The sequence below is a fragment of the Companilactobacillus bobalius genome (assembly GCF_009764355.1).
This window is the reverse complement of record NZ_LNUA01000011.1, coordinates 128,951-150,073: the sequence shown is the minus strand read 5'-3', so window position 1 is coordinate 150,073 and position 21,123 is coordinate 128,951. Positions and strand designations below refer to the sequence as shown.

Annotated in this window: 20 protein-coding genes and 6 tRNA genes; 6 read left to right on the top strand and 20 right to left on the bottom strand. The window is 35.1% G+C overall.

Annotated elements, in window-relative coordinates; all coding sequences use genetic code 11:
• Window positions 1-3 precede the first annotated feature (3 nt).
• On the bottom strand, window positions 4-324 hold the full coding sequence (locus ATN92_RS02580) for a DUF771 domain-containing protein (RefSeq protein WP_056951554.1): 321 nt from the start codon (window positions 322-324) through the stop codon (window positions 4-6).
• A gap of 105 nt (window positions 325-429) precedes the next feature.
• Here ATN92_RS02580 and ATN92_RS02575 point away from each other — a divergent pair, with 105 nt between their 5' ends.
• A complete protein-coding gene (locus tag ATN92_RS02575) occupies window positions 430-1,137 on the top strand; it encodes a hypothetical protein (RefSeq protein ID WP_056951552.1) in 708 nt (235 codons plus the stop codon).
• Between the two features lie 76 nt (window positions 1,138-1,213).
• Here ATN92_RS02575 and ATN92_RS02570 read toward each other — a convergent pair whose 3' ends face one another.
• The 3 genes from ATN92_RS02570 to ATN92_RS02560 are packed head-to-tail and all read right to left on the bottom strand — an operon-like array spanning window position 1,214 to window position 2,392.
• Window positions 1,214-1,420: a hypothetical protein gene (locus ATN92_RS02570; protein ID WP_056951550.1), complete on the bottom strand. Its 207-nt coding sequence runs from the start codon at window positions 1,418-1,420 to the stop codon at window positions 1,214-1,216.
• Between the two features lie 2 nt (window positions 1,421-1,422).
• Entirely contained in the window at window positions 1,423-2,133 is a 711-nt protein-coding gene (locus ATN92_RS02565) for a phage regulatory protein/antirepressor Ant (protein ID WP_056951549.1), read from the bottom strand.
• A gap of 10 nt (window positions 2,134-2,143) precedes the next feature.
• A complete protein-coding gene (locus ATN92_RS02560) occupies window positions 2,144-2,392 on the bottom strand; it encodes a helix-turn-helix domain-containing protein (protein ID WP_158106613.1) in 249 nt (82 codons plus the stop codon).
• Window positions 2,393-2,540: 148 nt separating this feature from the next.
• On the opposite strand from ATN92_RS02560, the gene ATN92_RS02555 reads away from it, so the two are divergent.
• The 5 genes from ATN92_RS02555 (at window position 2,541) to ATN92_RS02535 (ending at window position 5,902) form a co-directional block, all read left to right on the top strand.
• Window positions 2,541-3,164, top strand: a complete 624-nt coding sequence (locus tag ATN92_RS02555) for a LexA family protein (protein WP_199250832.1) — start codon at window positions 2,541-2,543, stop codon at window positions 3,162-3,164.
• 12 nt (window positions 3,165-3,176) lie between these two features.
• A complete protein-coding gene (locus ATN92_RS02550) occupies window positions 3,177-3,356 on the top strand; it encodes a hypothetical protein (protein WP_056951545.1) in 180 nt (59 codons plus the stop codon).
• A 9-nt stretch (window positions 3,357-3,365) separates the two neighbouring features.
• Window positions 3,366-3,857, top strand: a complete 492-nt coding sequence (locus ATN92_RS02545) for a DUF4429 domain-containing protein (protein ID WP_056951544.1) — start codon at window positions 3,366-3,368, stop codon at window positions 3,855-3,857.
• A 65-nt stretch (window positions 3,858-3,922) separates the two neighbouring features.
• Window positions 3,923-4,573: a hypothetical protein gene (locus tag ATN92_RS02540; RefSeq protein ID WP_056951542.1), complete on the top strand. Its 651-nt coding sequence runs from the start codon at window positions 3,923-3,925 to the stop codon at window positions 4,571-4,573.
• Window positions 4,574-4,702: 129 nt separating this feature from the next.
• Window positions 4,703-5,902 (top strand): site-specific integrase, encoded by a 1,200-nt coding sequence (locus ATN92_RS02535; protein WP_056951539.1) that lies wholly within the window; start codon window positions 4,703-4,705, stop codon window positions 5,900-5,902.
• Between the two features lie 169 nt (window positions 5,903-6,071).
• Here ATN92_RS02535 and ATN92_RS02530 read toward each other — a convergent pair.
• From ATN92_RS02530 to ATN92_RS02460, 16 genes are all read right to left on the bottom strand, one after another.
• Window positions 6,072-6,155, bottom strand: a tRNA-Leu gene (locus tag ATN92_RS02530).
• A 37-nt stretch (window positions 6,156-6,192) separates the two neighbouring features.
• Window positions 6,193-6,263: transfer RNA gene (locus ATN92_RS02525), tRNA-Cys, on the bottom strand.
• 20 nt (window positions 6,264-6,283) lie between these two features.
• A tRNA-Gln gene (locus ATN92_RS02520) sits at window positions 6,284-6,355 on the bottom strand.
• 9 nt (window positions 6,356-6,364) lie between these two features.
• Window positions 6,365-6,437 (bottom strand) — tRNA-His (locus ATN92_RS02515).
• A gap of 19 nt (window positions 6,438-6,456) precedes the next feature.
• Window positions 6,457-6,527: transfer RNA gene (locus ATN92_RS02510), tRNA-Trp, on the bottom strand.
• 5 nt (window positions 6,528-6,532) lie between these two features.
• A tRNA-Tyr gene (locus tag ATN92_RS02505) sits at window positions 6,533-6,615 on the bottom strand.
• Between the two features lie 240 nt (window positions 6,616-6,855).
• A complete protein-coding gene (locus ATN92_RS02500; protein ID WP_056953611.1) occupies window positions 6,856-8,331 on the bottom strand; it encodes a peptide MFS transporter in 1,476 nt (491 codons plus the stop codon).
• A gap of 147 nt (window positions 8,332-8,478) precedes the next feature.
• On the bottom strand, window positions 8,479-9,981 hold the full coding sequence (glpK, locus tag ATN92_RS02495; protein WP_056953609.1) for a glycerol kinase GlpK: 1,503 nt from the start codon (window positions 9,979-9,981) through the stop codon (window positions 8,479-8,481).
• Between the two features lie 40 nt (window positions 9,982-10,021).
• The gene (glpK, locus tag ATN92_RS02490; protein WP_056953607.1) at window positions 10,022-11,530 is read right to left on the bottom strand and encodes a glycerol kinase GlpK; all 1,509 of its coding nucleotides are present in this window, start codon (window positions 11,528-11,530) and stop codon (window positions 10,022-10,024) included.
• Window positions 11,531-11,627: 97 nt separating this feature from the next.
• On the bottom strand, window positions 11,628-11,924 hold the full coding sequence (locus ATN92_RS18985; RefSeq protein WP_256970556.1) for a YfhO family protein: 297 nt from the start codon (window positions 11,922-11,924) through the stop codon (window positions 11,628-11,630).
• Window positions 11,914-14,178 (bottom strand): YfhO family protein, encoded by a 2,265-nt coding sequence (locus ATN92_RS02485; RefSeq protein ID WP_256970555.1) that lies wholly within the window; start codon window positions 14,176-14,178, stop codon window positions 11,914-11,916. Before ATN92_RS02485 ends, ATN92_RS18985 begins: the two co-directional genes overlap by 11 nt.
• Window positions 14,179-14,855: 677 nt before the next feature.
• A complete protein-coding gene (locus tag ATN92_RS02480) occupies window positions 14,856-15,065 on the bottom strand; it encodes a hypothetical protein (RefSeq protein WP_056953605.1) in 210 nt (69 codons plus the stop codon).
• A gap of 74 nt (window positions 15,066-15,139) precedes the next feature.
• Window positions 15,140-16,492, bottom strand: a complete 1,353-nt coding sequence (locus ATN92_RS02475; protein WP_056953603.1) for an FAD-dependent oxidoreductase — start codon at window positions 16,490-16,492, stop codon at window positions 15,140-15,142.
• 1,699 nt (window positions 16,493-18,191) lie between these two features.
• The gene (locus ATN92_RS02470) at window positions 18,192-19,442 is read right to left on the bottom strand and encodes an NAD(P)H-dependent oxidoreductase (protein ID WP_056953601.1); all 1,251 of its coding nucleotides are present in this window, start codon (window positions 19,440-19,442) and stop codon (window positions 18,192-18,194) included.
• Window positions 19,443-19,453: 11 nt separating this feature from the next.
• Complete coding sequence (locus ATN92_RS02465) at window positions 19,454-20,062, bottom strand: NADPH-dependent FMN reductase (protein ID WP_056953599.1); 609 nt, start codon at window positions 20,060-20,062, stop codon at window positions 19,454-19,456.
• 99 nt (window positions 20,063-20,161) lie between these two features.
• Entirely contained in the window at window positions 20,162-21,091 is a 930-nt protein-coding gene (locus tag ATN92_RS02460; protein ID WP_056953597.1) for an FAD:protein FMN transferase, read from the bottom strand.
• Window positions 21,092-21,123: the final 32 nt, after the last annotated feature.

The following is a 21,123-nucleotide window of genomic DNA, read 5'->3' as shown; positions in this document are numbered from 1 at the left end:
CTTTCACTCTCCTGCTATTTTTAAGTTCATGATTCTATCCATGTTTTCTCTGCAAAAAATTGAAAACGTCCGATAATCAAATTTGTATTTACCACCCTGTCGTGGATAGTAAACCGGTCCTCCATTTTCACTTCTCAATTCCTTCTTAAACTTGGAGTCATTCAATACTGCTCTAAGTCTCTTAGGATATAAGCCACTCATTCTTGCCGTATTCTTAAAATCCGTATAAATCAGTTCTGAACTTTCGGCTTCAAGCTGTCTTTTGACCTCATTTCTTATCATCTCTTCAAGCTGCTTGTCTGGGATTGTTGTCGCCATTTGCATAATAATCACCTCCTTTCATATCCATGAATTTAGACCTTTGCGTATTTTGGACACGTGTTTCTTTGATATACTTTTCTTAATCCCAAAACAATCGAGGTGAAAATAATGAACTTTATAAAAACTAATTGGATTGCTATTGGGTCATTGGTTATTGCAACACTGAGTTTCCTTTATACCTTTTTCAAAACCAGAAAAAGTATTTCTGTAACTTGGGATGATAACTTTGTTTGTAACTTTCCCGATACCACATTTGTCTTTAACAGTGAAACTCACAGCAAGGAATCTATGACACATGTGATTACAAGTTCAATATCCATCGTTAATCCATCTTCAACAGATATATCTTTCTTTGATTTGCGAATATTTGATCCTAAAACTAATCTCAATATCGAAATGGTTACACAAAAGACTATTCCATCGTACGTTGAAGGAAAACATGTCTATCAACATCTGAATAAACAAGGAAATAATTACCAACAGATATACGGCCGCTATCAACAAATGGATATTCCTGAAAGAAAGTTTGGAATACTTAAAGGAAATTCTTTTACTAAAATTGATATCATTGGTGATTTTGACGTTTTACCCGATGAGTTAGGTAATATAACTGAATTAACGATTTCATTTAAAATTTCAAAGTGGACATTATTTAAAGATCAGTATGCAATTACCAACAGAAAAAAATACAAAAGCTATTCTAAAACTTATGATATTAGCGGTTGGAATGAACAGTGGCAATCAATGCTAGAACTGCAACAACAAATGCTATTAAAGGCAGTGAAAGATGCGCAAAGTACGCAATCAGACAAATGACACCAGTAATAGCTATTGAAATAATTAATAAAATCATGAAATCCATCATATACACCATCTTCCCTAGTTATTCCTTTTAATGTTTTTCTGCTTTACAAACTCTAAAAACCTTTCCATCAACCATTACATAAAGATTCTTGTTCGAAGGTAACAGCTTCGACAAGGATTTTTTTTCTGCCTCATCAATGAAAAAAATCATACTAAACCTACTTGTTCCACCAGTAAGAATAGGTATTCTGTCATTACCATCCTTATAAAAGTAAACGTACTCATGATTTTCCAAGGCTATATCTCCTTTAAAAATTTATTAACAAAATATGTTTGACCTTTTCCAGTAACTTTAGGAGTTTTAGTCACTCTTACAGAACCATCCGGGTTGCTGTAGGTACGTTCTTTTATTTCAAATATCTTCAAGTTCATTGACCTCTGAGTAGGCATATTTCTATCTGAGCGATTTCCAGCGATCAAGTAACCATTTGACCGTAGCCATTCAAATAATCTTCCAGCACCAATATTTACGCCATTCTGACTAATTAATTTGGCAAGTTCGCCAACGAGAATACTTGTATCACTAGTTTCAACCGCATTGGCAAATAAAACTTTTGGTTTCATCTGTTCAATTTGATCTTGTTGATTAGCAGCAAGTCTTAATGCTTCCGACATAGTTGATGGAACATGAAAACCACCAGTCTTTATCTGTTCTTCCATTTTGTTGAAGGCATTGATGTATTGAATTTTGAAACGTGTAGCTTTTTTCCCAGTGAATCCCATGGCCAATAACGTAAATCCGTCTTTAGTCATATAAAACATTCTGTATAGACGACCTCGACTATTTTTATAGGTTCCTTCTCGAAACATATTTTTCACTGCCGAATTTTCGACCGTGAGATTTTCAATGGATTCCAAAATATGCTTGTGGTCTTTATCAAAATTCTCGGCAACTTGTAAACTACTTGTCACTGGTTGCTCGTTTTTTAAAAACACTAATTCATTCAAAGACATCACCTTATTTCTTTATTTTTTTGCTAAAAGCGTGATTGCTTCCAAAAAAAATATAATCTTGTGGAATATTGTATATATTGGTTACCCTGTTTATTTCTGAAATTCTTAAATCAGATGAATCCTTTTCCCACTTTTGGAGCGTTGGCTTTGAAATTTTAAGTCGCTCAGAAGCCGTTGTCTGATTCAGACCGGCTCTTACTCTGAGATCTCTTAAAGTATGTTTTGCTCTAATAGGAATTCTATTATCAGACATGTCCATACCTCCTTTACAAGCAATAGATTATCACGCTTTTAGCGAAAATACAATCTTTTTTTGTTTTAAAGCGTGTCTTTTTGTCTGAAAGAAAGAATTTTAACGCTTTTTGTGATATATTATAGATAATGAAATGAGGTCAATAATAATGGTTAAAGATATAAAAGAAATATTCTCAGAAAACTTAAAACGTTATATGGATATTAAAGGTGAAAATATTACCAAATTATCTGATTCCATTAATGTTGCCTACTCAACAGTGTCAGACTGGATTCATGGTCGTAAAATGCCAAGGTCTGGCTCACTAGAATTACTAGCTGAACACTATGACATTAACATTTCTGACTTAACCTCAGCAAAGTTTGAGATGATTCCTAGTCAAAGACCATCCAAAAGAATTCCTATTATTGGTGAAATAGCATGTGGCGATCCTATCACTGCAGAGGAAAACATTGAAGGTTATTTATATGAACCTATTGATTCCTTACCAAGCGGTAATCTCTTTTATTTAAAAGCAAAGGGTCATTCAATGGAACCAACGATTCCTGACGGTTCAAATGTTCTGATTAGAGAGCAGCCTGAAGTAGAAGATGATGAAATAGCCGCTGTTCTCGTCAATGGTGATACTGAGGCAACTCTAAAAAGAATTAAACATCAAGGGGATATTGTCATGCTGATGCCAGATAATGCATCATACTCTCCTTATATTGTCACTCGTAATAATCCAGCTAGAATCTTAGGAAAAGCAATACGTTTTACTACTGATCTTTAAGGAGTGTTTAGTTTGCATGTAAAAAATGAGATTGATCTAAGGGATGTCCTATTGCAAAGAGCGGGTGAAGCCTTCATTAATAAAATAATCTGGTTTGAAGGTAAAGAATATTATGGCAAAGAGGCCGTCCAAAAAGCACTGGCATTAGTTGATTTAGTGGAATTCTATGATAAAAAATATAATTTATATTAAGGGGAAATCATGGTTATAACCGTTAAGGGAACAAATGGTCAAATTACAGCCGATAATGAAAAAGTAGTTATATCTCGTAAAGGATTTCTAGGTCATATAACTCAAGGATTCAAAGGTGATCGAACTATTTATTATACGGATATTAAATCTGTGGAATTTAAAAAAGCAACAATATGGATGAATGGTTATATTCAATTTATTACAAATGCTGAGTTGGCTACTCAAAAAAAATCGGGTGTTCTTCATTCCTCTACTGAGGCCATTAAGGATCCTAACATTGTTGTATTTAGAGCCTTCAAAAAAGAAATGGTTACTGATAGTCAAAAAATTTATAATTTTATTATGAATGAAATTGATTCTTATAAGCATAGCAATTCATCAAGTGACGCTATACAACTCTCATCTGCAGATGAAATAACTAAATTTAAAAAATTACTTGATGAAAATGTTATTACTCAAGATGAATTTGATAAAAAGAAGAATGAATTATTAAATCTTTAATTACTATTTTTGTCCAAATACTGACGACTTAAAAAGCTGAATATATTGTTCTATAGGGGGAAATCATGAATAAGGGTTCAAAAATACTTTTATCAAGCATTGCTGCTGTCACTCTATCAACTACTTTTTTAGGGACATCTGGATTAACTTTTAATCCTACACAAGAAACAGTTGTTTATGCAAAAGCAAAACAAGCAACATTGATTCCGGGATCTTATAAAGTAGGTTCTGAATTAAAGCCTGGTAGATACACTATCACTTCTTCAGACGGTTCAAGTGGTAACATTTCTTCCATGCCTAAAAAGAGTCTTCACGGCGACACAATAAACGAGATTCTTGGCAGTGAAACCGATATGTCACAGGTGCCATCTGTCACTGCAACACTTGCTAAGGGTGACAAAGTAAAAATCGAAGGATTAACTTCAGCAACATTCACCCCAGTTAAGAAACGAAATAAGAAAAATAATACTGCTTTGGCAACTGGTTCTTGGATAGTTGGTAAAGATATTAAAAAAGGCAAATATACCGTTACACCAGTTGATGGTCAAAGTGGTAATTTTATTGTGATTCCAAAGAGTACATTTGGAGATACAACAAACGAAGTTCTTGGTGGAGATACTGATATGTCACAAGTACCAAAGGTAAATGTGAAATTACATAATGGCGATAAAGTTGAAGTAGCCGGTATGACTCAAGTCAATTTTGCTAAAAGATAAATCCAAATAAAAAAGCCCTACACAAATGTGCAGGGTTAGAAGTAGGATTTTTACAATTGAATAATTTAAATAAGTCTCACCGTAGGCTTATTTATTTTCGCCCAAATCCACCGAAAGGAGGTGAAAAATATGTCTAAAAATAAACATACTTTAATTTACAAGAAGCAAAAAGGTTGGGCATACCGTGTTTATTACATGGGTGAAGATGGAAAGAACCACTCTATTAATAAGCAAGGTTTCAAATCTAAGTCTGATGCTGAAGATGCCGCCAGAGAGATTGAAAATAGACGTGCCGTTGCAAGACTGGATATTGCAGAAAATATCACCTTTGCACAGTATTTTGAATCATGGATCAATACTTATAAATTAGGTAGATACTCTCTTTCTACTGATTCAAAGTATGAGGTTGCTCTAAGATTCATTCAAGATTATTTCTATGATGATTTGCTAAAAGATATTACTAAAATGGAATATCAAGGATTCATAGATGACTACTCAAAAGACCATGTCAAAGATAGCATCTATCGAATTAATGGTTATATTGGTTCTTGTATTCAAGAAGCTGTTGACGAAAGAATCATCGACCGTAATTTTACAAGAAATGTTGTTATTACAACTAAAAAGAAAGGCAAATCTGCAGATCTAAAATATCTCGAATCTGACGTAGCATCCAGTTTAAGAATCATGGCCAAAGAGAATGCTACCCTATCAAATATTTCTGCATGTGAGATTCTATTCGCATTAGGAACCGGCTGTCGGTATGCTGAAATAGTTGGATTGACCTGGGATAATGTTGATTTTGAAAATCACACAGTCAATATTCAAAAAACTTATGATTATAAAAAAAGAACTGGCTTTCTCCCCACAAAGACAGAAAGCTCAGTTCGACAGATCACTATCTCAGACGAATTGATCCGAGAATTACGACTATTAAGAATGCAGCAACGTGAGACTTTCTTTAAACAAGGCTTTAAAAACAATAAAAACTTTGTATTTATTAACAAGAGGCACACTGTTCCCTCAGATACCTCAGCTAATAATGTTCTAAGAAAATATCTCAAAAAAATTTATTTTGAAAAAAATAAATCCAAAGGTATGAACGATACCGAAAATAGAAAAACATTGGACAATATGGAACTAATCGGATTTCATGGTCTCAGACATACCCATGCATCATATCTAATAGCACATGGTCTGTCACTTGAGTATATATCACAACGCCTTGGTCATTCAAACGTTGCGATCACTTCTAAGGTCTATATTCATCTATTAAATGACTATCGTGAGCGTGAAGATAGTAAGGCGATGAAGGCTCTATCTAAGCTCTAAAAAGAGTGACCAAAAGGTGACCTTTTTCTCCAAAAGTGACCAAAGGTGACCCATTTTTCTTCACAAGCTGGTAATGAGTTAGACAAATAAAAAAAGCTCTGAACATTGACTTAACAACGTTCAGAGCTACTTGCTATCGAGTTAGTAAAGAGCTGGTCTTCACAATTAATACCGGTGATCGGGGTCGAACCGATACTCCCTACTGGGAACAGGATTTTGAATCCTGCGCGTCTGCCAATTCCGCCACACCGGCATGTTTATAACATGCCTGATTACTTAAGCATAACCAAAGGCGGTAACCGGATTTGAACCGGTGATGAAGGTTTTGCAGACCTCTGCCTTACCACTTGGCTATACCGCCATATTCAATTTACAAAGCAATTGGGTTAGCTGGATTCGAACCAGCGCATGATGGAGTCAAAGTCCATTGCCTTACCGCTTGGCTATAACCCAATAAAAATAGGCGGTATGTGAGAATCGAACTCACGTGTGTCGGTACCACAAACCGATGTGTTAACCACTTCACCAATACCGCCATGATCAAAAGGTAGAAACAGGGATAGTAGGAATTGAACCCACACCGACGGTTTTGGAGACCGTAGTTCTACCTTTAAACTATATCCCTAAATATGGAGGGGAGTGGATTCGAACCACCGAACCCGAAGGAGCGGATTTACAGTCCGCCGCGTTTAGCCAGACTTCGCTACCCCTCCATGAGTTGCTCTGTCTTCATTCGACTTAATAATATTAACGAAAAAACAACTTCATTTCAAGGGATTTTTTAAAATAATTGTTATTTAATCTAAAAAATGAAGTTTTTTTGTTGTAACCTACTATATCATCCTCCACAACAAGACCAATTTGACTGAAACACAACATTTTGTAGTCAATGGTACCAAACAAAAAAGCCTCAACCGATTTAAAATCAGTCAAGACTTTATATTAATTTTAATTTAGTTAACACCTTGCATAAGTTTCTTGATCTTTGGTACAAATAAAATCAAGATAACTGCTACAACTAGTGTCACGATACCAGTTACACCGAAGAACATAATTTCATTATGTGGGTCTCCTGGATTGTATAACTTAACGATTTGAGCATTAGCAGCTTGTCCGGCAGAATCAGCTAAGAACCACATACTCATCATTTGACCTCTGAAGGCCTTAGGAGCAAGTTTAGTTGTAGCTGACAAACCAACTGGAGAAATCAACATTTCCCCAATTTCAATAATACCCCAACTTAATACTAACCAAAGTGGACTAACTTTTGCCCCTGGTGCAATTCCCATCAAAGGAATGATCAAGACAAAGTATGAAATAGCCGTTGCAACTAATCCCATCCAGAATTTAGATGGTGATGATGGTTGACGTCTGCCCAATTTGATCCATAACCAAGCAAAGAATGGTGTATAGATAATAATAAAGAATGGGTTAAGCATTTGGAACAATGGGGCTGATAACTTAAATCCTGCAAAGTTAAGATTTGTTTGTTCAGCAGCAAATAAAGCTAAAACAACTGAACCTTGTTCTTCAATTGCCCAGAAGATAACTGCAGCTAAGAACAAAGGAATATAAGCAAGTACACGTGATCTTTCGACCTTAGTAACTTTCTTACTTGAAAGCATCATAATGAAGTATCCAATTGGTAAAGCAATACCTAGAATACTGATAATTGTGATGATGTTATCGATTGTAAAGGCATGAGCAAAAATCATTACAATTACAATAATAGCCAATACTAATACTACAAGAGCAACACGTTGGAAGAACTTAGTACGTTCTTTGTCAGTGATTGGATCTGGAGCATGTAAACTTTCTTCAGGAAGATACTTACGACCATCCCACCAGTAAACAATCAAACCAATAAACATACCAATAGCAGCTAGTGAAAAACCAGCATGGAAATTAAATTGATTACTCATAGCATTTACAGCTGGTGGAGCAAATAATGAGCCTAAGTTAATACCCATGACATAAATACTGAATCCTGAATCACGTCTTGGATCCCCTTCACTATATAATCCACCAACCATTTCGGATACGTTTGGCTTCAAAAGTCCGGTACCAATAACGATAAGAGCAATTGATGTAAACAATCCCGTTTCACCAATAGGAAGTGATAGCACAATATGACCAAGCATAATGGCAACACCACCCCAGAAGACTGTTCTTCTGGCTCCTAAAAGTCTATCACTGATAAATCCACCTAAGACACTGGACATATAAACTAATGAACCATAGATAGACATAACAGATGCGGCTGTAGTACGGTCCATTCCTAGACCGCCCTTAGTTACAGCGTAGTACATATAGAAAAGCAAAATGGCACGCATACCGTAATAACTGAATCTCTCCCAAAATTCAGTTAAGAACAAGGTGCGTAAACCTGTCGGTTGACCGAAAAATCCTCGGTCCTTCTTCTCATCCATTAAAAAATTCTCCTCACATTACACAATGATGTATTAATATTAAACTTTCAAAAACTTCATGTCAAAGTTTTTTTAATAAAATTCATAAGAATCCTTTTATATCAACAATAAAAAATAAGAGTCTTTTAAGATAGGCTCTTATTTAAATTAGATATTATGTTTAAAAGCCATCGTTGCTTCAACAGCATCTTTCCATCCATCATATAGATTTGTACGTACGGATTCTGACATTTTAGGTTGATAAGTTTTACCGGTTTGATAATTTTTTTTGATGTCATCCAAATCTTTCCAATAGCCTACTCCCAAGCCTGCCATAAAGGCAACACCTAAAGAAGTGGTTTCCAATTCAGATGATCTTTGAAGTGATATTCCCAGAATATCTGCTTGAAATTGCATGAGATAGTCATTAGCAGAGGCGGCCCCATCAACTTTTAAGACTTCAATTGGAATCTTAGAATCAGAACTCATTGTTTCAATAATATCCTTTGTTTGATAAGCAATGGCTTGCAAAGTAGCTTTAATAACATCTTTATCGGTCGTTCCCCTAGTCAAACCGAAGATAGTTCCATGAGCTTCATTATCCCAGTATGGTGCACCTAATCCAGCAAAGGCGGGTACCACATAGACTTCGTTGTTATCAGTCGAACTCTTAGCTGCATCGGAAGTTGCAGGTGTAGAGTTAATCAACTTCATATCGTCTCGTAACCACTGTAAGGCTGCTCCAGCAACGAACACACTACCTTCCAACGCATAATTGATTTCACCATTTATTCCATAAGCAATTGTCGTCAATAAATTATTATCTGACATAGCGGGTTTATTACCGGTATTCATGACCGCAAAGGCACCCGTACCGTAAGTATTTTTTACCATCCCTGGTTCAAAAGCCATTTGACCGAATAACGAGGCCTGTTGTGAACCCGTCATTCCAGAAATAGGAATCTCTGAACCATAGAATTGATAGTTCTTCGTTATTCCGAAAACCTCTGAATTAGATTTAACCTCAGGCAGCATCACTTTAGGAATATTAAAGATTTTTAACAAATCATCATCCCACTGAAGTGTGTTGATATTATAAAGCATTGTTCGGCTAGCATTAGCGCAATCAGTCATAAAACTTTCGCCGTCGGTTAATTTCCATAATAACCAAGTATTAATAGTTCCAAACAAAAGTTCACCTTTTTCAGCGCGCTCTTGGGCACCATCGACATGGTCCAAGATCCAACGAATTTTTGTCGCTGAAAAATAAGGACTGATGATCAATCCAGTTTTTTGATGGATTTCGTCTTTATAACCCGCTTTGATAAAATCATTGGCTAATTTAGAAGTCTGACGACTCTGCCAAACAATAGCGTTATATATAGGAAGTCCCGTTTTTTTATCCCAAACAACTGTTGTTTCTCTTTGACTAGCAATTCCAATCGCTTTAATTTGCTTGGGTTTAATTCCTGAATCAATCAAAGCAGTTGCAATAGTTGTTTGTACAGCATTCCATATTTCATTTGGCTCGTGTTCGACCCAACCTGGATCAGGCAAAATTTGTCTAATTGGATGTCTCGCCATCGCTACTTGTTGACCGTTATGGTCAAAAATAATTGCTCGAGCTGTTGTTGTTCCCTCATCAATTGCTAAAATGTAATCTTTATCCATCTCTAACTCCTAAACAGCAAAAAAGGCGATACTTCGCCTTTTATTTAGTTGTCTTATGCTTAAATTTTCTAGTTGCACTGACTGCTTCACGCCAACCTTCATATAAGTAATCGGCACGTTCTTGATCCATCTTAGGTTCAAACGTAGCACCAGTAGCATATTGTTTCTTAATATCGTCTAGATTATCCCAATAGCCTACTGCTAGTCCAGCTAAAAAGGCAGCTCCCAAAGCAGTAGTTTCCAAATCCTTAGCTCTTTGAACCGGTGTCTGCAAAATATCAGCTTGGAATTGCATCAAATAACGATTATTTGCTGCACCACCATCTACTTTCAACGTTGGAATTTCGATGCCAGTATCTTTCTTCATCGTGTCCAAAACATCACGTGATTGATAAGCCAATGATTGCAAAGTGGCCTTAATGAAGTCATTCTTAGTTGTTCCACGTGTTAAACCAAAGACAGCACCACGGGCATCAGCATCCCAGTATGGAGCACCTAAGCCTGTGAAAGCTGGTACTACGTATACTTCATCTTGATCCATTGAAGCCAGAGCAGCTTCTTCAGATTGAGGTGCAGAATCAACTAAATTCATTGCATCCCGTAACCATTGAATAGCTGATCCAGCTACGAAGATACTGCCTTCAAGTGCATAATAAACCTTATTGTTAATACCATAACCAATAGTTGTTAATAAATTATTATCAGATAATTGGGGCTTTTCACCGGTATTCATAACAATAAAAGCACCAGTTCCATAAGTATTTTTAACCATCCCCGGTTCAAAGGCCATTTGGCCAAACAAGGCAGCCTGTTGATCACCAATCATACCAGCAATAGGAACTTCTGAACCATAGAAATGATAATCTTTTGTCTTAGCGTAAACTTCAGAATTAGGTCGTACCTCTGGTAGCATTGCTTGTGGAATATTTAGAATTCTTAAAATATCTTTATCCCATTCCAAACTGTGAATATTGAAAAGCATTGTACGACTGGCATTGGAATAATCAGTTATATGAGCAGCTCCACCAGACAGCTTCCAAAGTAACCAGCTATCAATTGTTCCAAAGAGAAGTTCGCCATTTTCAGCACGTTTTTGGGCACCATCAACATGATCTAGAATCCAACGAATTTTTGTAGCAGAGAAGTATGGATCAATCAGCAAACCAGTTTTTTCATGAATCATCTCACCATAACCACGACCAGCTAACTTCTCAGCTATATCAGTAGTCTGACGACTTTGCCAAACAATCGCATTGTAAATAGGAAGACCCGTTGTCTTATCCCAAACCACCGTAGTTTCACGTTGGTTCGTAATACCAATACCCTTAATTTGATCTGGTTTAATACCTGATTCAATAAAAACATTGGCTATAGTTGACTGCACAGCATTCCAAATCTCATTAGCATCATGTTCTACCCAACCAGGTTCAGGAAAGTACTGTGTGAACTCACGTTGAGCATCAGCTATCTTATTTCCCTTTTGGTCAAAAATAATAGCACGAGTACTAGTTGTACCTTCATCTATCGCCATAATATATTCATTGGACATTAAATTTCACCCCGCCTTTAATGTAAACGTTTCATATCAGAATCTTATAACATCTACAGAAATTTGCAAATATTTCGATAATTTTTACTAAAATTAGTTATAACTTATTTCGTAATTTATCCTTTGATTTAACTACCAAAAGAAAACTTATAAACAGTATAACGGCAATGGCAGAAACAAGCCAGCCTAGCTTTAGACCAGGTACTTGATAATTTAAAATTACGTTATGGTGTCCCTTTTTGAGGTCAATCGCCATCAAATTTGAAACCACCTTATTAATTTTAGCTTTTTTTCCATCAACATACGCACTCCATCCATTATCATATGGAATACTCAATAATAACGGTGAATCTTGATCCACATTAATTGAACCGCGAACCGTATCATGATTCAAATCTGATTTGACATGTAGAGATCGTTTTTTTTAGATTATCTACTGATAAATCAAATTTAGTTTGATCCAGTGATTGAAAGTATCGAGGATTTAAACCTAAAGATCTATTCGTTAGAATTTTCACTTCTAATTTTTTATTTCGTTTAAAATCACCCAAATATAACGTTGCTGCACTATAAACATTAATTGGTGATGTCTTAATGCGTTTGCCATTAACATAGATCTTCGACTTATCATAATTAAAGGGCGTTACATAAAAATATAACGGTCCTGTTGCTCTCGTAGTTAATTGATAATTATATAATTTACGATTGCCGACAGTACTTTGTTGCATACTGGTTAAGAGTGAATTTTTGAAGTATTCGGCACTACTTCCATTCAGAGCCTGCCACAATCTTTCTTGATTAGACAAGGCCTGACCAGTTTTCATCTTAAAGTCATAAATATTATTATCAGTTAAAAATCCTAAAGTTGGAGCATCATAGTTCTCTTCTACATAGTAATGATTACTCCATTGACGTACTCGATAATAAACACCCAGCAAAGCATTAGTTAATTTAGTACCACCATAATAACTAATCCTTCTGACATTAAGACTAAAATAACCTAGGTCTTTCATCATTTCCAAAGTATTTTGATTCAATGTCGAGCTGTATAAACTTAAGCCATTGATGTTGAACAAAATGGAATCATTATAGTTATTATATTTTTCAGGAAAAGCTTTATTCAATCCTGATTTAGAAACAATTATTCGATGTCCCAAATTACTTCGATCTTTTACTTCTTTTAAAATGGTGTTCTCACGATCAAATTCATTCTCGTAAATAGCCTGATTTCCAAAGTCAGCCGTTGCCATCACCGAATTAAAATTAGCAATCACTTCAAAACTAATCATTAAAAATAAAATCAACAAGAAATTCTTATTACGATTTAATAGTAAAAGTGATAATCCTGAAAGAATAATACAGGCTAGACTCAACCAGAAGTAACCTATGCTGTATTTCAAACTGATACTGTCAAATCCTAATTGTTCAATCACCTTAGGTAGGAGCCACTCGGTTAAATATCCTAAACAAATTAATATTCCGGCGACACAGGTAGCCTTCGTTATAACGCCTAGTTCATTAACCACTCCACTCTGCCAAGCCTTGCGGGCAATAAAGATACAGGCAAAAGAAAAGATAAAACTATTACGAAATGGAAAACCAGCTGGGTTTTGAAACATGTGCCACATCGTATTAAAAGTTGTCACAAACATACTGATAAGCAAAATTCCCAATAAAAAGACTGAATTCTGTTTATCACGATTATTAACACGTGAACTAAGATAATAACTTAATAATAAAATCAAAACTGTCGATGTCATAAAAACGGATGGGCCATGTTCCAGACGCTGGTCAAAACTGTTACCTCCAATACCCAATTCAGTTAAAGCTTCTAAACCAAAACGAGCTGAGGGCAAATAATTGAGGATATTAAATGAGGTCTTAGCCGTTTTTAACATTCCTATTAAAGTTGGCAACAAAACCACCGCTGAACTTAATCCTGCTAGAACAGAAGAAATCAAGTAACGTCTGATAACCAACCATTTATCTTGCCGATGGAATAAATTATCTTCTAATCCAATAAAGATGAAGAAACAAAGTGAAAAAATACAGAGCATGTATCCCAAATAATAATTAAAGATAATCGAAAACAGAATAGAAAAATAATATAGCACATACTGATGATGCTTGATTACACGCATTACACCAACAGCTACCAAAGGCAACATAATTAAAGCATCTAACCACATTAGATCATAGAAGTATGACGCTACAAAACCACAAAAACTATAAGCAATTGTAAACATCCAATTAACAATGCTTCGCTCTTGAAAGTACTCTTTTAAAAAGAACGCCATCGTTACACCCATTGTGGATATCTTGAGCATAATCAAAATATCAGCTGCAATTGGAATATTTCGTGCACTAAAGAAAACCAACAATAGATTAAAAGGCGATAACAAATAGTAACTCATAACAGGAAAAAAATTATCACCCAAAGATTGACTAAACAAATATAAATGCAAATTTCCCGATACCAGTTGCCTTCTAAGCTCCGTCAAGAACGTTAAATATTGAGTTCCCAAGTCACTACTCAAAAAATTATTACTACCAAAAGGAACTAAACCAGTACAGGCAAAAATAATCGAAATAATAATCAGATTAATGATAAAAGCTCCGGAATAATAAAACACACGACGTTTTGCCATATCAAAACTCTCCTTACTAACTACCAAAATAATATGAGATATTAAGCAATAAGTAAAATTATTAACGTCGAGAACACAAAAAAGGCTTGCTTACGCAAGCCCATGTTATTATCGTTTTTCATATTATTACCTCAGGTCAGTTAAATAGTTATTTGTTTGAATGGTTGTATTTTTGATTTGAATGTTAGTACTTTTTAATTAGTTTAAAAACTTTTTTTCATTGTGACTTCTGATCATCTTAGTACAAACAGTAGCTAAGACAGATACACCCGTGAGAACAAGAATCGGATGTTTTTTCATAAGCATTCACCTCGTTTTTTGAATAGCCATATTTGACTATGTATACATAGTAACGTGATTTTATGAAAGGAGTTTTAACAAAATAAGAATAATTTATGAATTTTAGAGAGCGGAGCAAGGGTGCCCAACCCACGAGGATTTGCCTAAGTACTGGAATCGCACGCGCACTATGCGGGCAATTTCAGTACTGTAGCAAACCGGAATGGGTTCCCTTGCGAAGCTCGTTTCCACCATTCTGCATAGAACCATGGTTATTTACTGCCTAGGACATTTTTCAATCTGTTTTAAAAATTCCTTCACCATTCCAGCATCAACTCCAGAAACATTCTTCAATTTACCATATAACCACATACCCAACCTATAATAACTATCAATATCTAACTCAAATTTCTGTGCATAAACATAATGAATGGCTTCTTCATATTTACGATGCAACAATAATTGATCCAAATCAGTATAAATCTTCCTTTTTGATTCTGTTGCTGTTCAAAGACTACTTCATTTCTCGCCTTACCTTTTCCCAGAACAGCTCCAAAGCACTCAGCAAAAGATTTAATCTGACGCATGATAAAATCATCATCTTCCATCAACATCACCCCCAAGGATTTCACACAGGTTATACAAAAAAAGGCGGCCCCAAAGCCACCCTCATAATCTTCAATTATTCATTAACAGTTGAATCAGCTTTTTCAACAGCAGCACCTGCTAAAGCACTAACGTAATTAACTGGTTTATCAAAGTTTGGTTGGAACAAGAAATCAACCATTGATAGTTCATCAATTGTAACTTTCTTTTGAATAGCAAGTGATAGCAAGTTAGCTGATTGTGATACATCATATTTACTTGTCAAAGCACCACCAAGAACTACTCTTGTCTCAGGATCCCAAACTAAGTTCATTAGAACAGGAGTTGTTGATAACATAAACTCAGGACGATAGTTGTCTTCAAGTGAAACTTCAGCAACATTCTTACCCAAAGCATCAGCATGAACCTTAGTCAATCCACTTGCTGCATAGGTTCTGCCAAACAATTCAACAGCTGAACTAGCTTGTGTACCCATATATTCAGCGGTATCTTTTTCAATATTCTTACCAACTAGAATACCTTGACGAACTGAGTTAGTTGCTAAAGGAATATATTGGTTGTCACCAGTTGGATTGTAATGAACAGATGCTGCGTCACCAGCTGAATAAACATCTGGAATGCTTGTGTGCATATATTTATCCACAACTAATGCACCATTTGGAAGAGTTTCAAATTTATCAGCGAACATCTTTGTATTAGGACGGAAACCAACACACATAACGGCAATGTCAGCTTCGTAAGTATTCTTATCGGTTTTAACAATTACACTATGATCTGTTTCTTCAAATGACTCTACTTTTTCACTCAAACCTAAAGTTACACCATTATCGATATAATCTTTTTCAGCAACGGCCGACATATTCGGATCAAGGTTCTTAGCCAAAACATCAGGTAAAGCATCAATCAAGGTTGTTTCTTTGCCTAAAGTAGCATAACCTTCAGCTAATTCTGCACCAATATAGCCAGCACCAATAACAATAGCACTCTTAATATCTTTGGCATTTTCTTTCAATTCATTGGCATTAGTCCAGTTCTTGCACAACATAACACGATCTGAATTAATTCCAGGAATTGGTGGAATAATTGGAGCTGAGCCAGTTGTGATTACTAACTTATCATATGGTTGACTAAAAGTATCACCATTTGCCAAACTTTTCACTGACAATTTCTTGTTATCAAAGTCAATATCAGTTACATCATGTTGCATATACATATGTGCACCCATATCAGTTAATGCCTCGGGGCTGGCATAGAACATCTTATTAGGGTCTGAAACACGATCACTTACCCACAGTGCAATCCCACAGGATAGAAAAGATAAATTATCATTTCTTTCAAAAACGGAAACTTCCCAGTCTGGGTGCTCCTTCAAAATGTTCATTGCTGAAAAAGTTCCTGCATGTGTACAACCTACAATACTTACTTTCATAATAGACACCGTCCCTTTTTCTTATTATTATAATTTATTCACTAATACATTAAAAGCGTTTACAAGATATTTAAAAAATATATTTCACTTATATAATATCTTGATATCGGCAGATAAATTTAATTCTTAATCCTCACTTCCTTCATATTTGTGGATTATCTTTTATCAACAAAAATCTTATGATAACGCTATTATCTAATAAATGATTAAATTTGTGATATTAAAAACAAATAAATATTTTTTTCGAAAATGAATTTAATTGTTTAAACACATGTGGTATATTATAAGTGTGCAAGGGGTTTAGATATGAAAATGCAATTCCTTCCTTTTTTAACTCTTAATGAAGGTTGCGATACACATCCTCATATCGTTAACCTGTAAAGTTCATTCGTATCAATAATAAAAATTGCCCCCCTCAATCAATTTTTACTCAAAAGATACGTTTGTAATATCCCATTACAATAATTTACTTTGAATGCTTTCATTAATTAATTAACAAATCCCTCTCTATTTGACAAATATGGAAACCTCACAAGCATTCATATCTTCCCCTGACACTACTGGTAATGCCGTTACACCAATGTGTGTAACAAAAAACAAGCCCGTCCCCCCAGATGAGCTGTTTTTTTGTTCTTTTTTATTAATTCGAATATAAAAAAGATATCTTTTCTAATAAATATTGATTATTAATTTCAAACTAAATTAATTACTTAAATTATTTAACTACCATCCCTCATGAAATCTTATCCATTAACATATTTCTAATTGCAATAAATAAATATTGTGATATTAAAAACAAACAATTATTTTTACGATAATTGAAAAATCATGTTTAAAAATATGTGCTATATTTATAACTGTGAAAGGGGATATGGTATGAATCAATTATGATTCCTCCTTTATTACTTTTGATACATGGATCACGGTACACATCCTCATACCGAGATCTAAAATCTAAACGAACTAATGAATAAAAATTGCCCCCTCAATCAATTTTTACTTATTACGAGTTATCCCAATTACAAATTCAGTTTGAATGCTTTCCGTTATTAATACCAAATCCCTCAATTTGGAAATTTTATCGAAATCATTCATGCCTTCCCCTGACACTACTGGTAATGTCGTTACATAATCGTAACGAAAAGACAGGCTTATCCCCCTCAGATGAGCTTTTTTTGTGTCTAGAATTTATTTCAAGGCCTTAAAACACAATATCGAATTATTATTGCTCAATCAATTCATTATTTTATCCTAAAAACAAATAAATAATTTGTTCTATTTTGAAACAACATGTTTAAACATATATGCTATATTTATAACTGTGAAAGGGGAAAGATATGAGATGCGATTCCTTCCTTTAACTCTTAAAACAGTTACGATACATCCTCATATCGTTAACTCACAAATTTAAATTCTTAATTGATCCCCTCAATCAATTAAGAAAAATCCCATTACAATAATTTACTTTGAATGCTTTCATTAATTAATTAACAAATCCCTCTCTATCTAATATTTAAAAGAAATTGGAAACCCTCATAAAGCATTCATATCTTTCCCCCGACACTACTGGTAATGTCGTTGTGCATTCGTACAACAAAAACGAGCTCATCCCCCCTCAGATGAGCTTTTTTTATGTTCAAAACTTAATTGGTCTGAATAGATAAAAAAATAGACTCCCAATAAGGAAGTCTATTTTCATTTAATGTTTTGAAGCACTACTTGTTGCATCAACTTCAGGTTTGACCTCTTCTGCTTCTTCTTTAGAAGCACTAGCAGTTGCATCCACTGATGTTTCAGATTTCTCTGAAGCTCCGGAAGTAGCGTCAACCTTAGCGTTTGGATCTGGAACCAACATTTGACCAGTTTGTTTCAAGTATTCATTAACGATAGGTTTCAAATCAACAGCCCATTCATTAACACCTTTGTAATTACCTTCTTCATCATGCATAGCTTTGTAGTAATGCATAACATGATGATCGCTATCTCCTCCAGGTACTGGCATTGAAACTAAATCAGTCTTACCACTTCTCAACATGTGGATAACTTGTTTAACATGCTTAATAACACGCGCTTTACCTGGGTGAACTGCAGTCAATGAATCACCGACTTGAGCAGGTGTTCTCTTAGCCAACATCTTTTCAGTTGGTAAGAAACGATTGTAATAGATAAATTGATTATTTTCATCTACGTAAGTCAATTCAATCGGTGTAGTCTTCAACATGTAGTTCAACTGGTTAACAGTTAACAAACCACTATCCAACTTAACATAAGTATCACCATCTACAGCGTTAACCTTTTCAGCAGCTTTATTTATCCAATCAGGATCATCCATATCTACACCTTCTACAGTTGTATCTACTTTACCTGAAGCTGATAAATCTTCTTTTTCATAGTCGTCAGCATCGATCATATTAATCACCTTCGCAAACTTAATAAATTTTTGTAAAGTTGTATCAAGAAAGTCAACAGTACGTTGATCCTTCAATTCACCGTTATCATCAAAAGCTGTCTTAACGTTACCTAATAGGAATTCATTACCAGGCAAAACAACCGCATTAACTCCTGGTGCCTCTAAGATTTGTCTCAAGTGTAATTGAGCACGTGATGAACCTTGAGTATGATATGAGGCTCCTACGATCATGACTGGCTTGCCATCAAAAGGATGAATCTCATATGATAACCATTCAATAACATTCTTCAAAGCAGCTGGAACGGTATGGTTATGTCCAGGAGTTGCAATGATAACGCCGTCAGCTGACTTAACCTTGTTACTTAATTTTTGAATAACGGAACTATTTGTTTGATCGTCATCTTGACTGAACATTGGCACTTGATTGATATCCAAAACTTCAATATCAACAACACCCTCACAGTGCTTTGCAATGAAATTCAATAATGTGCGATTGTATGATTGGTCAGCGATTGAACCTGCAATACCTACTAATTTCATATTTACCTCTCCTAGTCCTTATCCCAAGAAAATTCTTTGGCTTTTTGTTTGTTAACTTCATTAGCATTATTTAATTGTTTTGATATATTCACGAAATCCAAGAAATCTTGGAACAACCCGTCTAATTGCTTAATAACCTTTTCATCCTTCAAGTCACCATTCTCATCAAAAGCTTGTAATGAGTGGCCCAATAGGAACTCCGAACTAGGCATAATTCTAGCTTTCAATTCTGGTGAATCCAGAATCTGACGCAATTGAGCTTGAGCACGTGATGAACCTAATGATCCATAAGAAGCTCCTGTAATCATAACTGGCTTATCCACAAATGGATGAATTCCATATGATAACCAAGCTAGTGCACTTGATAAAGCAGCTGGAATAGAATGATCGTATTCAGGTGTCGCAATAATCACACCGTCAGCGGCTTCAATTTTAGTAGCAATATCTAATGCTTCTTGAGGAACATATTTGTCAGCACTCTTCTTATAAATTGGAAGATTCTTGATCTCAACCAACTCAATTTCGGCAGCTGATTGGAAACGTTTCTTCATGTACTTCAATAATTCACGATTAGTTGACTTATTGGAATTAGATCCCACTATTGCAATAAATTTATTCATATTAGCAATCACCTTATTTATAATTATCTTACATGTTCATTGTAAATTCGTTCACAATATAAATCAACACAATTTTGGAATTGTTATGATATATAATTGTTATATTTTAAAAAACTTGTCACGTAGTCCACTAGTTGTCTGATATTCCAAATCTTTCGTGATGAAAATAGCTTCAACACCAGGTTGGCTTTCAATCAAAGTCAATCCTTTTTCGATACCTTGATAGAAACCAACGGTTGACCAAATCTCTCCATCAATTGATTTATCACTAACAATCGTCACGCTGGCAAGATTATTTTTGATAGGATAGCCCGTTTTGGAATCGAACATATGATGATATTCATGACCATCAATAACTAGTTTACGTTCATAAATACCTGACGTTCCAATTGACTTGGCCGTAGTATGCAAAACACCTAACGACACATCCCGCTTTTCTACTGGATTTTGGACACCGATATTCCACATCTTATCTTCATGAACACTGGGACCGACTAAAAGTACATTACCACCCAAATCGATAATGCCCGTTTCAACATTCATACTTAACCACAGGGCTTTGATTTTATCAGCAATATAGCCTTTAGCAATTCCACCTAGGTCAATTTCCATACCCTTTTCTTCCAAAAAGACAGTTTGCTGTTCATCGTCCAATTTGATCCTTTCAGGGTCAATGATACGTAAACGTTCTTTAATATCGGCATCACTGGGTTTGTTAGCACCTTTGAAACCTATTTTCCACAACTTAACCAATGGTCCAATCGCAACATTGAAACCTAAATGCTGACGACTAACTAATACTGCACGTTTGATTAAATCGTAAGTGTCAGTTGGTACCGCTACTGGTTTGATTCCAGCTGAATAATTGATGGACATAACTTCAGATTGATCACGATTGACGGTCAATTTATCTTCAAAATTTTTAATCAACTCGTAAGCTGCATCCAACTCTTCCTCTCCGGCTGGAGTCGCAACGGTCAGATTGATCAAGGTTCCTAGGGCATAATACTTCTTATTAACTAAACTCATTTTCATCCTCGATTTCAATTCCAGATTTATAA